Genomic DNA, 16,345 nt, shown 5'->3' with positions numbered 1-16,345 from the left:
ATGGCGCAGACGATCATGGGCGGGGGGTAAATAATGGGCAGGCGAAGTCTCCTGAAGCCGGAAAGCTACGCGCGCTTGCTCGATATTCCCGCCGATGAAGAAAGTCTGATCCGCCATTACACGCTTTCCCCCGAGGACCGGTATCAGGCGTTGGCGCGACGACGCCCCTGGAACCAGATCGGATTCGCCGTTCAGCTCTGCTTCATGCGCTATCCGGGTCGGATATTGGCCGCTGGCGAAGCTCCACCAACCGCGATGCTCGCGTATGTCGCCGACCAACTCGGCCTGAAACCGGATGTCTTTGCTGCCTACGGCCGACGCGAGGAGACGCGGCTCGAGCATGGCCGTGTTCTACAGCATCAACTGGCCGTTCGCCTGGCCACGTCGGAGGACAGGCGGGCAGCATTGGTCGCCGCGATCGGCGCCGCGACTGCGACCGATCGCGGCGACGCGATTGCGGGCGCCATCATCGAGACGCTGCGCGCGCGTCAGGTCCTGCTTCTGTCGGCGAAGGAGATCGACCGTATCGGGCTCGCTGGACGCGCTGTGGCGCGTCGCAGAGCCGATGCCGCACTGCTGGAAAACCTTGCGCGCGATCAACTGGAGGCGCTCGACCAACTCCTCGTCGTCGATCCTGAAATTCGCCAGAGCCGCTTCGGCTGGCTGCGCTCGCATCCCGAAGCGCCCGCCGCCGAGAACCTTGCCGGCCTCATAAACCGCGTCGCCTTCGTGCGGTCCCTGGGCGTCGACCCGCGCCGACGCGACAGGATCCACGCCGACCGCTTCAAGCAGATGGTCCGTGAAGGCGAGATCACGCCGAGTTGGCTCGCCGCCGATTTCAACGCTGGTCGACGCCGCGCCACGATCATCGCGCAGTTGATCGCCCTCGGGGAGGCGCTGACAGATGCCGCAATCGGCATGTTCATAAAGCTGATCGGCCGGCTTTTCTCGCGCGCCGTCGCCGAAAAGAAGCAGCGGCACATCGATGCCCGCCAGGAGACCACGCGGGCGTTGCGCCTGTTCCGCGATACGCTCAGGGCGCTGGTCGCCGCAAGTGATGCGAACGACGATGTGCTGGACACCCTGGATGCGCAAGTCGGCTGGCACCGTCTGATGCAGGTCCAGCCAACCGTAGAGGCCCTGGTTGCCGACAGCGAGCCGGAACCACTCATCATCGCCACCGAGCGCTATGCCAGCGTCCGAAAATACGCCCCGCGTTTTCTCGATGCCTTCGAGTTTCTATCTTCGTACCGCTACGATCCGCTGCTCGCCGCGCTAGAGCTTTTGCGCGCGATGAATCGGGACGGCCGCAGAGTGATGCCGGATCGAATACCCATGGGGCATCTTAGGGAGGGTGCCACGCGCCGCCTGATCAATGTGGACGGCAAGCCGGACCGGCGGCGGTATGAGATCGCCACGCTCGCCGTGCTGCGTGACCGACTACGATCGGGTGACATTTGGGTCGCCGGTAGTCGCACGTTCAAGCCATTCGACGATCATCTCGTGCCGAACGCCGAATTTACCGCCAGGAAAGCCGCCGACGACCTCGGGCTTGGGGTGCCACGCGAGGTCGACGCCTACCTGGGCGCGATGCAAGATGAGGTCGATTTCAAACTGAAGCGGCTCGCCTGGCGGGTGCGAAATGGCAGACTCACCGGTGTCCGGCTCATCGACGGCGAACTCGTCGTCGCCCCTTTGTCGGGTGAAGTCCCGCCTGAGGTGGACCAGTTGAAGCAGGAAGTTCAGCCGTTCTTCCCCCTGATCGACGTTCCGGATCTCTTGTCCGAGGTGAATGACCGAACCGGCTTCACGCACTGCTTCACCCATCTTCGAACCCAGGAGCCTGTTCGGAGCACGTCGGCGCTGATGGCGGCAATCCTAGCCGATGCAACCAATCTTGGCCCCAAGCGCATGGCCGGAACGTCGATCGGCGTCAGCGAACGACAGATCGTGTGGGCCCGGCTATTTCATCTGCGATCGGAGACCTACAAAGGCGGCCAGGCCGCGATCACCAACGCTCAGACAATTCACCCCCATGCCTTGCTTTGGGGGTCGGGACGAACCTCTTCATCTGACGGACAGTTTTTCCGCGCCGCCGATCGTGCGTCAGCCCGAAGCGACGTCAATACGCACTATGGCACCGAGCCCGGCGGCAAGATCTATAGCCATCTCTCAGACCAGTACGGCTACTATAGCGCACTGCCACTTAGCCCGAGTGAGAGCGAAGCGCCCTACGTCCTGGACGGCATTCTCGACCACGAAACCGTCCTCGACATCGAGGAGCATTTTACCGATACCGGCGGGAGCAGCGACCACGTATTCGGGCTATTCGCACTCATCGGCAGGCGCTTCGCCCCGCGGCTGAGGAACCTCAAGGGGCGGCAATTCCACCCGTTTGTGCGCGGCGACGCCTATCCCTCTCTTAAACGCCATATCGGTGCCGTCATCAATGTTGCCCTGATCCGCGAGTATTGGGACGAGTTGCTGCGCCTGGCCATGTCGCTGAACCTCAAGACCGTCGCGCCATCGACCATTCTGAAAAAGCTCGCGGCGTCCAAGAACCCCAGCCAGCTCTCGCGCGCGCTCCGCGAACTTGGTCGGATCGAGCGCACCCGATTCATGATCGAGTGGTATTCCGACCCGCATCTTCGGCGTCGATGCCAGGCCGGGCTGAACAAGGGGGAGGCGGCCCACAAGCTCAAGCGGGCGATCTTCATTCACGAGCGCGGGGAAATCCGTGATCGCACCTTCGACAGCCAGGCGTTTCGGGCCTCCGGGTTGAACCTGGTTGCCGGCGCCATCATCCACTGGAACACGATCTATCTGGCGCGGATCGCCGATCACCTACGGATGCAGGGCCGCGAAATTCCCGATGATCAGCTGCGGCACGTCTCTCCACTGATGTGGGAGCACATAAATCTCACCGGGACCTATTCATGGGCTGCCAAGCCACTGATCCCTGGAACGTTTCGACCGTTGCGCCAACCGCGTAGCGCGTACAGCTTCGTTGCTTGATACAAGACTTCGTTCGACAAATGTTCTTCCTTAGCGGGTCGCTGTGAACAGCTCTTGTCATGCCCCCGGCATCACCTATTCCGCCGACGGCTCGAAGCTGCTGTTCAGCCAGGACAGCAACTATGTCGCCGTGGCGAACGTCGACCCGGTCGCCGGCACGTTGACGCAGGCCTTCAGCGTGTCGCTGCCCTCGCCGCCCGCGAACCCGAACCTGTTCAACAGCAAATCGGCGAATGCCGGCGGCCTCGCCGTGACCGCCGACGGCACGACGGCCCTGGTCGCGCTCAATGCGAACAACACGGTCGGTGTGATCAACCTTTCGACGGGCACGCTCACCGGCCAGATCCCGGTCGGCAATGCGCCCAACAGCATCGTGGTCAACGGCAAGTACGCCTATGTCACGAACGAGGGCGGCCGTCCCGCGACCACGTCCGACTTCACCAACCTGTCTGACGGCACGCCGATCGTCGTCGACAGCAAGAACGCTTCCGCCACCACCGGCACCGTCTCGGTCGTCGACCTGACCACCGGCGCCGTTGCCCACACCATCGACGTCGGCCTGCATCCCGCCGGCATGACGCTCGACGGCGGCAAGCTCTATGTCGCGAACTCGTACTCCGACACGATCTCGGTCGTCGACACCAAGAACAACGAAGTCGTCCACACGATCGACGTCGGCGTGCCGCTCCGGGACGGCGCTTTCGGCGCCGGCGCCAACGGCATCGCCATCGCCAACGGCACGGCCTATGTCACGCTCGGCCAGTCCAACGCCATCGCGGTCATCCCGCTTGCGGGCCCGGACGCGCACAAGGTGAAGGGCTATATCCCGACCGCCTATTTCCCGACCTCGATCGCCTACGACGCCGCGCACAACCAGCTCGTCGTCAACGACGACAAGGGCGTGGGCGCGCAGGGCGTGCTTGGCAGCGCGCACGGCGTCAAGGGCTTCAACACCCACGAGGAAGCGGGCGTCGTCAATCTGATCCCGCTGCCGACGGAGCGCCAGCTCGACCAGATGACCGCGCAGGTCATCAAGAACAACCACTGGGACTCGAAGTACGTCGACGTCCGGCACGATCGTGCCGACCGCGGGCGGGCGCCGGTCGCCATTCCGGCGCATGTCGGCGAGCCGTCGCTCATCAAGCACGTTTTCCTGTTAATCAAGGAAAACCGCACCTACGACCAGATCCTGGGCGATCTGCCGCAGGGCAACGGCGACCCGTCGCTCGCCGTCTTCGGCGGCAACACGCCGAACCAGCATGCGCTGGTGACGCGCTTCCCGCTGCTCGACAACGTGTATGCGCCGAGCCGCCAGTCGGCCGACGGCCATCCCTGGATCGTCGAGTCCGGCTCGTTCTACTCCAACGACATCCTGTCGCCGGACTGGATCCGCAGCTACCCCGGCGGCAACAGCAACGACGCGCTGACCTACACGCCGAAGGGCTTCCTGTGGACGGCCGCCCAGAAGCGGGGCCTGTCGGTCAAGCTCTATGGCGAGTGGAGCGGCGGCTACACCATCGCCAAGAAGCCGGACGGCAGCAGCTACAGCTGGGCCGACTTCTACAACACGACCCTCTACAAAGAGACCAACGGCGCCCAGGGTGCCGCCATCGTTCCGGACAACTCGGACACCGAGTCGACGACGGTCCCCTCGGCGTCGGCAATCCTCGATCCGCACTACCCCTCGTTCAATCTCGGCATTCCGGACCAGTACCGGGCCGACTACTGGATCCAGCAGTTCCAGCAGCAGGACGCCACCTTCAGCGTGCCGAACCTGACGATCATCTGGCTGCCGGATGACCATACCAACGGCACGTCCACCGGCTACCCGCTGCCGGCCAACTACCAGGCCGACAACGACCTGGCGCTCGGCCGCATGGTCGAGGCCATCAGCCACAGCTCGGTCTGGGGCTCGAGCGCGATCTTCGTCGAGGAAGACGACAGCCAGGACGGCGTCGACCACGTCGATGGTCACCGCCAGCCGGTCTATGCGATCAGCCCCTACACCGCTGCCCCGCAGGCGCCGGGCGTGGGCAAGGTCATCCACACCACCTACACGCAGGAAAACGTCAACCGCACGATCGAGCAGATCCTCGGCCTCGAGCCGCTGACCCAGTTCGATCTCACGGCCTCGCCGATGTACGACGCCTTCCAGAACACCCCGAACCTTGCGCCGTTCGACCATGTTCCGGCCAACACGGCGCTGAACATCGGCCCCGGCAACACGCCGATCGCCGGCACGGGCCCGGCCAACTTCGACACGACGTCTGTCGCCAGCATGTCGGCCGTGGAAAAGGCCTGGAACGTCGCGTCCGACGCGATGACCAAGGGCAAGGAAGGCAAGCCCGACTCGGTCGACGAGGACTTCCTCAACCACCTGGTCTGGTATTCGGCCACCAACTGGAAGCGGCCGTATCCGGGTGAAACCGAGATCCAGGCGCCGGATGCCTTCGTCGCGGCCGCGGCGAACAAGAAGCCGACCGAGGACAATGACGACTAAAGCCTGGAGGCTCGGAGGCGCGAGCCTCCGAAGGTAGTCAACGGGGAGTGACGGGGGCCGGATGCGCAAGCATCCGGCCCTTTCTCATGACGCGGCGGGCTGGCACCCCCGCCCCATGCATGGGCGCTCTTTCAGCAGCACGGCCGATAAGCATTGACGGAACTGCGCGAATTACGCATAAATTTGCGCATATCGCGCATTAATGTCGCATGCGTAGGCGAAATATGCCTGAAACACGCACAGGAGGGCGTTTTCAAAAATGGCGCGCGGCTGGCTGATTCTTGCCGACGACCTGACCGGGGCGGCCGACTGCGCCAGCGCGTTCGCCAAGCGCGGCACGGCGGCCGTGGTCGGCTGGGGCGACCGGGCGCCGACGGGCGACGTCTTCTCCTACGACGCCGATAGCCGCGGCTTGGCCGAAGCTGCGGCCGTCGCGCGCCAGCGGGCAGCCCTCACCCGGCTTCATGGCGATGGACGCGTTCTCTTCAAGAAGATCGATTCGACCCTGCGCGGCCATTTCGCCGCCGAGACCGTGGCCGCCCTCGAAGCGGTCCGCGCGCGGGAAAGCCGGGCCTTCGGTATCTGCGCCCCGGCCTTCCCGGCGACCGGCCGCACGACGATCGACGGCCGCGTCCGGGTCGACGGCGCGCCGCTCGAGCAGACGGAAGTCTGGCGGCGCGACCATCGCTATCCGACCGCCGATCTGGCCCAGATCCTGGCCGGCGTCGGCATCCATGCAGCGACCGTGCCGCTTGGCGTGATTCGCGGCGGAGCCAAGCAATTGCGGACGGCACTTGAGGCGCTCGCTGCGCAAGGCGATCTCGTCGCCATCTGCGATGCCGAGACGGACGACGATCTGAAGCGCCTCGCCGAGGCGAGCCTGCCCGCCACGAGCGCCGCCTTCTTCATCGGCAGCGCGGGCCTCGCCCATGCGCTTGCCGCCATCGCCCCGGGCGAACGGTCCACGGTCCAGCATCTGCCCGCAACCGCCAAAGGCTCGCTGATCGTCGTGGGCTCGCTCGCCGCCGCCTCGCGAACGGCGGCGCGGGCGCTCGCTGCGGCGCCTGACGTCACTCATATTCCGGTCCGGCTGGACCTGCTGCTCAATGCCGGCGCCGCACCGGATCGGGTGGCGCTCGGCCGCCAAGTCGGCGCCCTGCTCGATGCCGGCCGTGACGTGCTCGTCGAGATCGGCATGACCGAGGCGCCGGATCTCAGCCTCGGACCGCGCCTCGCCGCCGGCCTGGCCGAGGCGCTGGCGCCCGCGGCGGCATACATCGGCGCGCTCGCCGCGACCGGCGGGGAAACCGCGGCGGCCTTGCTCGCGCGCTTCGGGGTGAACGGCATCCGCCTCATGGAAGAGCTCGAGCCGGGTGTGTCGCTGGGGCTGACGCTCGGCGCCGTCTCCTTTCCCATCGTCACCAAAGCCGGGGCGTTCGGCGGCGAGCACAGCTTGACCCGGATCGCCCGCCACCTGCATCTCATTCGTCAAGGGGGAACCCAAATGACCCGTCCGATCATAGCGATCACCATGGGCGATGCGTCGGGCATCGGCCCGGAAGTCATCATGAAGGCGCTGGCCCATCCGGATGTGTCGGCGCTGTGCCGGCCGCTCGTGGTCGGCGATGCCGAGCGCCTGCGCACGGCCGGCCGGATCGTCGGCACCACGCTCGACGTCGCGAGCCTCGACGATGCCAAGGATGCGAAATTCGCGCCCGGCACGGTCGACTGCATCGACCTGAAGCTCATCCCGCCGGACCATCCGTTCGGCCGGGTCTCGGCCGTCTCGGGCGAAGGCGCCTTCCGCTACATCGAGCGCGCCGTCCGCATCGTCGAGGCCGGCCAAGCGCAAGCGATCTGCACCGCGCCCTTGAGCAAGGAGGCGCTGCATGCCGCCGGCCACAAGTATCCTGGCCATACCGAGCTGTTGGCGGCGCTGACCGGCACGCCCGAGGTCTCGATGATGCTGACCTCGCCCAAGCTACGGGTCATCCATGTCACGACCCATATCGGGCTCATCGACGCCATCGCCCGTATCGAGCCGGGCCTGGTCGAGCGCGTCATCGGCCGGGCGCAGGATACGCTCACCAAGGCCGGCATCGCCCGGCCGCGCATCGGCGTCTGCGGCATCAACCCGCATGCCGGCGAGAACGGCCTGTTCGGCCATGGCGAGGAGGCCGAAAAGATCGTGCCGGCCGTGGCAGCCTGCCAGGCCAAGGGCTGGGATGTGCGCGGCCCGCTGCCGGCCGACACGCTGTTCTTCCTGGCCGCGCGCGGCGACTACGACATGGTCGTCGCCATGTACCACGACCAGGGCCATGGGCCGATCAAGGTGCTGGGGCTCGAGGCCGGCGTGAACATCACGGTGGGATTGCCAATGATCCGCACCTCGGTCGACCATGGCACTGCGTTTGACATCGCCGGCAAGGGCATCGCCGACGAGCGCAGCCTGATCGAGGCGCTGCGCCAGGCGGCCGAGCTGGCGCCCCAGCACGCCGCCTGAGCCCGCCCATGCGCAGCAAGGAGCGGCGGGCCATCCTGCTCGACACGCTGCGCGGCGGCGAGGTCGACGTCGAGGCGCTGGCTGAGCGGTTCGGCGTCTCGGCCTCGACCGTGCGCCGCGACCTGCAGCAGCTGTCGAGCGCCAACGCCATCTGCCGGACGTACGGCGGCGCCATCCTGGCCCACGCCGCGCCCGAGGCCAGCCTCAGCCAGCGGCAGCAGGTCAACAGCCGGCAGAAGACGGCGATCGCGCGCGCCGCCCTCGCCCTTCTCGCCGACGACGACGCGCTGATCCTCGATGCCGGCTCGACGGTGGCAGCGTTCGGGCTGCTGCTGAAGCCCCGGCGACACCGGATCGTGACCAACAACCTGTCCCTGGTCGCGGCCTTGTCGGACGCACCGGACATCGCGCTCACCGTGCTGGGCGGCACGTTCCGGGCGACGAGCGTCAGCACGGTCGGTCCGCTCGCGCTCGACGGCATGCGCCGGATGACGGCGGACAAGCTTTTCACCAGCGCCGACGGCGTCGTCGCCGGCCGCGGCCTGTGCGAGGCAAGCCTCGAGCAGGCGGCGCTCAAGAGCCTGATGATCAACCAGGCACGCGAGGTGGTGGTCCTTGCCGACGCGACGAAACTCGCCCGCGGCGACCAGGATTTCTGGGCCGAACTGCCACCCCGCTGGACGCTCGTGACCGACGACAGCACGACCGACGAGCAATGCGCGCCGTTCGCGGCCGCCGGTGCCCGCGTCATTAGGGCCGAGGCCTGACGCCGGCGCCTTGCTCAGGCCGCCTCCTCCATGGCGGCGGTCTCCTCGACGATCCATTCTTCGAACGCCGCCATCAGCGGCGTCGCCCGGCGCGCACGGGAATAGGCCAGGAAATAGGCGCTCGAGGTCGCGATGCGCAGGTCGAGCGGTGCCACGAGCCGACCGACCCTGAGGTCGTCCTCGACGAACGCGCGCTGCGCCATGACGACACCGAGCTCGTCGGTCGCCGCCTGATAGGCCAGCGCCGAATTCTCGAACTTCAGCCCCTCGTTGCCGTCGATGTGCCGAACGCCGGCGGCGCGCAGCCAGAGCGGCCAATCATCGGGCCGGTGGAGCGAGCACAGCAGGACGTGCCGCGCCAGATCTTCCGGCCGGCTGAGCGGCGGATATTTGCCGAACAGCCCGGCGCTGCACACGGGCAGCAGGATCTCGCCGAACAGGCGCCGGCAATAGACGCTGGGCAACGGCGTGGTGCCCGAGTGGATGCAGATGTCGATATCTTCCCGGTCGAAGTCGACCGTCTGATGCGACGTGGTGATCTGCACGTCGATCTGGCGATGGAGCGCATGGAACCGGGCGAGCCGCGGCACGAGCCAGCGGATCGCGAAGGTCGGCGGCAACTTGATCCGGAGCGTGTTGGTCGCGGGCTTCTGCCGCATGCGCCGCACCTGGGCCTCGATCTGGTCGAAAACGCTGCCGAGGAGGGCCGCGAACGCCTCGCCCTCCGGCGTCGTTTCGATGCCGCGGCGCAAACGGGCGCACAGCGAGACCCCGAGCCAGTTCTCGAGCTGCTGGACATGCCGGCTGACCGCACCCTGGGTCACCGATAATTCCTGGGCGGCCCGGGTGAGGCTGCCGTTGCGCGCCGTCGCCTCGAACGCGCGCAGGGCATTGAGCGGGGGAAGACGGCGCATTCTTTGTGCTCTGACTTTTCCTGAGAGATCTATGAGCAAATTGTGCCTATGCGCGCTGCCATCGTCAAATTAGCCTTCAGCAAATAGCCGAGACAGGAGGCCGCAAACGTCGGCGGAACGCTGCCCGGTCGCGGAAAGCCGCGACGGGCTGGGAGGAAATCTGATGCCAGAAGATCGTCTTTCCCGTGGCGACGGCGTTCGCCGCAATGGCTGACCGGCCCCCCGCCGCGACCACCGCCGCGCCCTCGACCGTCTTCGACAAGATCTGGGACGCGCACCTGGTCAAGCGGCTGGATGACGGGCGCGACCTGGTGTTCGTCGACCGGCACGTCCTGCAGGAGACGACGAGCGCCCAGGCGTTCGACGGCCTGGCGCGCGCCGGCCGCGCCGTGCGCCATGCCGAACTGACGGTCGCGACCCAGGACCATATCGTGTCGACCGCGCCCGGGCGGGACGAAGCGACCAACCCGGCCGGCCGCGAGCTCCTCGGCCTGATGCGCACCAATGCGCGAGCGCATGGCATCCCGCTGTTCGGCGTCGATGATCGCCGGCAGGGCATCGTCCATGTTATTGGCCCGGAGCTCGGCCTGGCGTTGCCCGGCTCCTTGCTGGCCTGCGGCGACAGCCATACCTCGACGGTCGGGGGGCTCGGTGCGCTCGGCATCGGCGTCGGCACGAGCGAGGTCGAGCATGTGCTGGCGACCCAGACCCTCGCGATGACCCGCCCACGCAACATGCGCGTGACGTTCGAGGGCGCAGTCGAGCCAGGCGTGACGGCCAAGGACCTGATCCTGCACACGATCGGCGCGCTCGGCACGGCGGCGGGCCAGGGCTCAGCGGTCGAATATGCTGGCGCCGCAATCCGGCGCCTGCCCGTCGAGGCGCGCCTCACGCTCTGCAACATGTCGATCGAGCTCGGCGCCCGCCTCGGGCTCGTGGCGCCCGACGAAGCCACGGTTGCCTATGTCCGGAACCGCGAATTCGCCCCGACCGGCAGCGCATTGGCCGAGGCGGCCCGCTATTGGCTCGGCCTCAGGACCGACGCCGACGCAATGTTCGGACAGGAATTCACGATCGACTGCAGCCGCATCGCGCCTCAGGTGACCTGGGGCACCTCGCCCCAGGACGTGGCGGGCATCGACGCTGCCGTACCCGATCCCGCAAGCTTCGCGGATGCCAAGCGACGGGAACTTGCGGCGGCCGCCCTCCGCTACATGGGGCTCGAACCCGGAACGCGGCTCGCCGGCCTGCCGATCGACGTGGCGTTCATCGGCTCCTGCACGAACGGCCGCCTGTCGGACCTGGAAGCGGCCGCAGCGGTGATCCAGGGGCGCCGGGTGGCACCGACCGTGCGCGCGCTCGTCGTGCCCGGCTCGACCGCCGTCAAGCGCGCGGCCGAGGCGATAGGGCTCGACCGGGTGTTCCGAGCAGCCGGGTTCGAGTGGCGCGACGCCGGCTGTTCGCTGTGCGTCAGCGTCAACGAGGATACTGTGCCGCCCGGCGCCCGCTGCCTCGCGACCTCCAACCGCAATTTCGAGAACCGGCAGGGGCCACGGAGCCGCACCCACCTGGCGAGCCCGGCCATGGTCGCAGCGGCCGCGATCGCCGGCCGTATTGTCGACGTGCGCCGGGAGCCCGCGCCATGACGCCGTTCGTCCAGCTGACCGGCTTCATGGCGGCGATGCCGCTCGCCAACATCAATACCGACGCGATCATCCCGTCCGCCTGGCTCCGGAGCATGACGGCAGATCTGGCGGCCGGCCTCTTCGCCGGATACCGGTTCGACGAGGCCGGTCGCGAGCGGCCCGACTTCGTGCTCAATCGCCCGCCGTTCCGCACGGCCCGTATCCTGCTCGCCGATGAGAATTTCGGCTGCGGCAGTTCGCGCGAGGCCGCCGTCTGGGCGCTCGCCCGGTTCGGCATCCGCTGCGTGCTGGCGCCGAGCTTTGCCGACATTTTCTATGAGAACGCCTTCCGCAACGGGCTGCTCGCCGGCAAGCTCGATCCGGCGACGTTCGCCGCCCTGCTCGCGGAGGTCGATCGACATGCAGACAATCCGGTCTTCACCGTCGATCTGCCGAGCACGACCATCATGGGACCGGACGGAATCGCCCGCCGGTTCGCGGTGCCGGCGTCACGCGCCGAGGCGTTGATCCGCGGTGACGACGAGATCGAAAGCACGCTGCGGCATGCGGGCGACATCGCGGCGTTCCATCGCGCCGCCCGGACGACACGGAACTGGCTCTATCCCGGCGTTCGGAACCTGGGGGAAACGGCATGAAACGAGCGACCATCCGCGAAGCCCTCGAGCGCGAGCAGCCGCTTGCGACACCGCTTGCCCATGACGCGCTGTCGGCGCGGCTGATCGAAGAGGCGGGCTTTCACGCCTTCACGATCGGCGGCTCGGCCCTGCTCGCCGCCCGCCATGCCTATCCGGACATCGGTCTCATCGGCCTCACGGACATGGTGCAGGGCATCGGCGACATCGCCGCAGCCTCGCGATTGCCGTTCCTCGCCGATGCAGATGACGGCTATGGCGACGTCAAAAGCGTCGCGCGCACGGTCGCCGCCTACGAGGCGATCGGCGTCGGCGGCTTGCTGCTCGAGGACCAGGACCGTGACCGCAAGCAGCAGCGCGCCGACAAGGCCGCCGCCGTAGTCGACGAGGCGGTGATCGAGGGGAAGCTCAGGGCCGCGCTTGCCGCCCGCCGCGATCCGGAGACGCTCATCATCGGACGGACCGACGCCTACGGCCCGCTCGGCCTCGACGCCGCCATGCGCCGCGGCGAGCGCTTCCTGGCGCTCGGCGTCGACGGTATCTTCATTGCCGGCCTCAAGACGGAAGAGGATTACCGGCGTGTCGGTGCGGCCTTCAAGGGAGCCTTCCTGTCAGCGGCCATGTTCGAAGGCGGCGACACGCCATGGCTGACGCCGGCCGAGCTCGGCGCGATGGGCTTCCGGCATGTCTCGTTCCCGGCCAGCCTGATCTTCCGGACGGTTGCGGCCCTCCGCGACGGCCTTCAGGCGCTCCGCCGTCATGCCGACGGCACGGAGCCGCTCCGCCCGTTCGCCGATGCCGCGTCGGTCCGCGCGACGCTCGACCGGGCGGTCGACCTCGCACGCTGGCGCGCGATCGAGGTCGCCAACGAAGATCGGGCGCACGACCGCTAGCCGGCGAAACTTCGAAAAGGCCAAGACGCCCAGAAGCCGAAAGGCCTAGGGGCCAAAAGGCCCAGAAGCCAAAAGGCCCAGAAACAGAACCAAAAACGGGGAGGATCGAGTGAAGACAGTCGCAGCCTATCTGGTCCCATCTCTGGCGGCCTGCACGCTCGGTGCGATCATCGCGGCGGGACCGGCCCGCGCCGAGCAGATCGTCGTCAGCAACTACGGCGTCGCGGCGAACGGCATGCCGTTCGCCGTCGCCGAGGCGAAGGGCTATTTCAAGGAGGAAGGCGCCAACGTCACCGGCATCCTGTCCTCGGCCGGCGGCGGCACGACGCTCCGCAACATGCTGGCAGGCGACGCGCCCTATGGCGAGATCAACCCGAACGCCGTCATCTCGGCGATCGAACAGGGCGCCGATATCAAGATCGTCAGCGACAATGTCCTGACCGTCGCGGAATTCATCTGGGCGGTGAAGCCCGACTCCCCGATCAAGACCGTGAAGGACCTGAAAGGCCGCAAGTTCGGCTACACCAACCCCCGCTCGACCAGCCAGGCGCTGGCGACGCTGGTGCTGCAGTCCGCCGGTCTCAACACGAGCGACGCGGAGCTGGTCAAGACCGGCGGCTTCGGCGAGGGCATCGCGGCCCTCGATATCGGCCTGGTCGACATCACACCGATCCCCGAGCCGCTCTGGTCCAAGTTCCAGTCGAAATACCGCCCGATCGCCAAGGCGACCGACCTGCTGCCGCCGATGGCGAACGTCGTCGGCGTCGTCTCCGTCGCGCAAGCCGGCGCCAAGGCCGACTTCATCCGGGCGGTGATCCGGGCGCGCCGGCGCGCCGTCACCTTCATGGAGCAGCATCCCGACGAGGCCGGCGACATCATCGCCAAGCCCTATAATCTCGATCCGGAAGTGGCGCGCAGCGCCGTCCGCAACCTCATTTCCGCCCGCACGGCCGGGGTGGAATATTGGGGCAGCGGGCAGATCCATCTCGACGGGCTGAAACGCATCATCGAGGTGCAGAAGATGGTCGGCGCGATTTCGGGCGACGTCGACGCCGCGAAGATCGTCGACAACGAGTTCCTGCCCGACGACATCAAGGCAATCAAATGACCGGCCCCAAGCATTTTCCGCGGAGCGGAACGCCCGTCTCGCTCCGAGGGGTCGACAAGATCTTCGACGGGACCGACGGCCAGGGGTTCCATGCGCTGGGCCCGATCGACCTCGAGCTCAGGCAGGGCGAATTCTTCGCCGTCGTCGGCCCGTCCGGCTGCGGGAAGTCGACGCTGCTCGAGCTCATCGCCGGGCTCTCGACCGCGACCCGCGGCGAGGTCACGTTCGAGGGCCAACCGATCCACGGCAAGATCCCCGAAGGGGTCGGCGTCGTCTTCCAGGAAGACGCCTCCTTCCCCTGGCTTACGGTCGTCGACAATATCGCGTTCGGCCTGAAGCGCATGAAGATCGCGCCGGCGGAACGCCAGCGGCGGATCGACTGGGCGCTCGCCCTCATGGGACTGACCTCGTTCGCCCGCAGCTATCCGGCTCAGTTGTCGGGCGGCATGCGGCAGCGGGTCTGCATCGCCCGCACGCTCGTCACCGAGCCGCGCCTCATTCTGCTCGACGAGCCGTTCGGGGCACTCGACCAGCAGACCCGGCTGCTGATGGGCGACGAAGTGCTGAACCTGTGGCGCAAGACGGGCGCCACAATCTTCCTCATCACGCACGCACTCGACGAGGCGGCGATGCTGGCGGACCGGATCGGCGTCATGTCGTCCCGCCCGGGCCGGCTGATCGACATCGTCGAGACCGGCTGGTCGCGCGATCGCGACAGCCGGATCGTCGAGGACGAGGCGTTCGGCGTCGTGACCGCACGGCTCTGGCGTTCGCTGCGCGAGGAATCGATGAAGTCGATGGGCCGCCCGGGCATCGCGGCATGACTAGGCATCGCGGCATGACCGGCCAGCGCCGCATCAAACGCGCGACGCTCTGCCGGCTCGTCCTGCTCGTGGGCATCGTGGGTGCGCTGGAGATCCTGTGCCTCGATGGCGCCATCGACCGGCTGACCATGCCGCCGCCGCACCGGATCGTCCTGGACATGGCGCGCATGCTCGTTCGCGGCTCGCTCGACAGCGCGATCGCGAAGACGTTGACCAACGCGGCGATCGCCTGCGGCCTGGCGATCGTCATCGGCATTGCCGCCGCGATCCTGCTGCATCGCGCGCGACCGCTCCGCCGCATGCTGGACCCGCTGTTCGCGACCTATTACGCAATCCCGGTCTTCGCCTTCTACCCGATGCTGATCATCCTGTTCGGCCTCGGCGACACGCCGCAGGTCTTCATCGGCTTCATGCTGGGCGTGGTCGCCGTGATCGTGAACACGCTGAACGGCCTCGACCGGGTGCCGCGCGTGCTGCTGAAAACGGCGCGGGTCAATCGCATGGACCCGTTCGAGACGGCCTGGCGCGTCACCCTGCCCTCAGCCGCGCCCTATATCCTGACCGGCGCCAAGCTCGCCGTCGCCTACTCGCTGATCGGCATCATCGGCGCCGAGTTCATCCTGTCCAACGGCGGCATGGGCTACGAGATCAGCTTCGCCTACACGAATTTCGACAATGCGACGATGTACCCGCTGATCCTGCTCATCCTGGCGGTCTCGATCGCCATCAACATGGCGCTCGCGCGCTGGGAGAAGGCGCTGATGGCCCGACGAGGATTGCGATGAACCGATCGGCCAGAGAGGCGATGCTGAATGCGCTCGGGCTCGCCGCCCTGGTGCTCGTCGCCTGGCAACTGCTCTACTGGATCGTCGGCGAGATCGCGTTCCGCTCGCCGGCCGAGACATTGGTCTTCACGGCGAAGCTCATCTCGACGAGCGCGTTCCAGACCCATCTGGCGGAGACTGCGCAGGCTTTCGGTGTGGCGCTGCTGCTCGCCATCCTGATCGGCCTCGCGATCGGCTTCCTGCTCGGGCTCAGCCGGTTCGCGAGCGAGGTGCTGGAGCCGGTGCTGGTGGCGCTCTACTCCATTCCGAAGATCACGCTCTACCCGATCCTGCTTCTGATGTTCGGGCTCGGCATCTCGGCCAAGATCGCATTCGGCACGCTCCATGGCATCGTCCCGATCGCGCTCTTTACGATCGCCGCAGTGCGCAATGTCCGGCCGGTCTTCCTCAAGAGTGGACGCGTCATGGGCCTCGACCCGCTGGCGATGATCGGCCGGATCCTGCTGCCGGCGGCCCTGCCGGAGATCTTCGCCGGCCTCAGGATCGGCTTTTCCTTGACGCTTATCGGCACGTTGCTGGGTGAGATGTTCGCCTCGCAGCGGGGCTTGGGCTACCTGCTCATGAACGCGATCGGCCTGCACAACATCGATCTCATCATGGCGCTCACCCTGTTGCTCACGCTGTTCGCCGGCGCTGCGAGCGGCCTCATGCTGTATCTCGGCGGACGCCTGCCGGAGCGTGCGTAAGCATACGCGGCA

Annotated in this window: 12 protein-coding genes; 11 read left to right on the top strand and 1 reads right to left on the bottom strand. The window is 67.1% G+C overall.

Translation table 11 applies throughout. From position 1 onward, the window contains the following. The first annotated feature begins 33 nt into the window (after positions 1-33). The 4 genes from IEY58_RS08845 (at position 34) to IEY58_RS08830 (ending at position 8,785) form a co-directional block, all read left to right on the top strand. Positions 34-3,015 (top strand): Tn3 family transposase, encoded by a 2,982-nt coding sequence (locus IEY58_RS08845; RefSeq protein WP_189044755.1) that lies wholly within the window; start codon positions 34-36, stop codon positions 3,013-3,015. A 43-nt stretch (positions 3,016-3,058) separates the two neighbouring features. Continuing rightward, positions 3,059-5,515, top strand: a complete 2,457-nt coding sequence (locus IEY58_RS08840) for a bifunctional YncE family protein/alkaline phosphatase family protein (protein ID WP_189044753.1) — start codon at positions 3,059-3,061, stop codon at positions 5,513-5,515. Between the two features lie 259 nt (positions 5,516-5,774). After that, a complete protein-coding gene (pdxA, locus tag IEY58_RS34715) occupies positions 5,775-8,018 on the top strand; it encodes a 4-hydroxythreonine-4-phosphate dehydrogenase PdxA (protein ID WP_189044751.1) in 2,244 nt (747 codons plus the stop codon). 8 nt (positions 8,019-8,026) lie between these two features. Further along, the gene (locus IEY58_RS08830; protein ID WP_189044749.1) at positions 8,027-8,785 is read left to right on the top strand and encodes a DeoR/GlpR family DNA-binding transcription regulator; all 759 of its coding nucleotides are present in this window, start codon (positions 8,027-8,029) and stop codon (positions 8,783-8,785) included. 14 nt (positions 8,786-8,799) lie between these two features. Here the strand turns inward: IEY58_RS08830 and gcvA are convergent, their stop codons facing one another. Next, positions 8,800-9,699, bottom strand: a complete 900-nt coding sequence (gcvA, locus tag IEY58_RS08825; protein WP_189044747.1) for a transcriptional regulator GcvA — start codon at positions 9,697-9,699, stop codon at positions 8,800-8,802. A 206-nt stretch (positions 9,700-9,905) separates the two neighbouring features. On the opposite strand from gcvA, the gene leuC reads away from it, so the two are divergent. From leuC to IEY58_RS08790, 7 genes are all read left to right on the top strand, one after another. After that, entirely contained in the window at positions 9,906-11,345 is a 1,440-nt protein-coding gene (gene leuC, locus IEY58_RS08820; protein WP_189044745.1) for a 3-isopropylmalate dehydratase large subunit, read from the top strand. Then, positions 11,342-11,980 carry a 3-isopropylmalate dehydratase small subunit gene (leuD, locus tag IEY58_RS08815; protein WP_189044743.1) on the top strand — a complete coding sequence of 213 codons (639 nt, stop codon included), beginning with the start codon at positions 11,342-11,344 and terminating at the stop codon, positions 11,978-11,980. Before leuC ends, leuD begins: the two co-directional genes overlap by 4 nt. Further along, on the top strand, positions 11,977-12,870 hold the full coding sequence (locus tag IEY58_RS08810; protein WP_189044741.1) for an isocitrate lyase/PEP mutase family protein: 894 nt from the start codon (positions 11,977-11,979) through the stop codon (positions 12,868-12,870). Before leuD ends, IEY58_RS08810 begins: the two co-directional genes overlap by 4 nt. A 109-nt stretch (positions 12,871-12,979) precedes the next feature. After that, complete coding sequence (locus tag IEY58_RS08805; protein WP_189044739.1) at positions 12,980-13,978, top strand: ABC transporter substrate-binding protein; 999 nt, start codon at positions 12,980-12,982, stop codon at positions 13,976-13,978. Then, entirely contained in the window at positions 13,975-14,802 is an 828-nt protein-coding gene (locus tag IEY58_RS08800; protein ID WP_189044737.1) for an ABC transporter ATP-binding protein, read from the top strand. The genes IEY58_RS08805 and IEY58_RS08800 overlap by 4 nt, the downstream gene beginning before the upstream one ends. Further along, the gene (locus IEY58_RS08795) at positions 14,799-15,587 is read left to right on the top strand and encodes an ABC transporter permease (protein ID WP_229743590.1); all 789 of its coding nucleotides are present in this window, start codon (positions 14,799-14,801) and stop codon (positions 15,585-15,587) included. Before IEY58_RS08800 ends, IEY58_RS08795 begins: the two co-directional genes overlap by 4 nt. Further along, positions 15,584-16,333 carry an ABC transporter permease gene (locus IEY58_RS08790; protein WP_189044735.1) on the top strand — a complete coding sequence of 250 codons (750 nt, stop codon included), beginning with the start codon at positions 15,584-15,586 and terminating at the stop codon, positions 16,331-16,333. The genes IEY58_RS08795 and IEY58_RS08790 overlap by 4 nt, the downstream gene beginning before the upstream one ends. The last annotated feature ends 12 nt before the right edge of the window (positions 16,334-16,345 follow it).

Origin of the sequence: Aliidongia dinghuensis (assembly GCF_014643535.1) — a bacterium.
Taxonomy (GTDB): Bacteria; Pseudomonadota; Alphaproteobacteria; order ATCC43930; family CGMCC-115725; genus Aliidongia; species Aliidongia dinghuensis.
The sequence above is the reverse complement of the archived record's forward strand: the minus strand, read 5'-3'. Positions and strand labels throughout refer to the sequence as shown.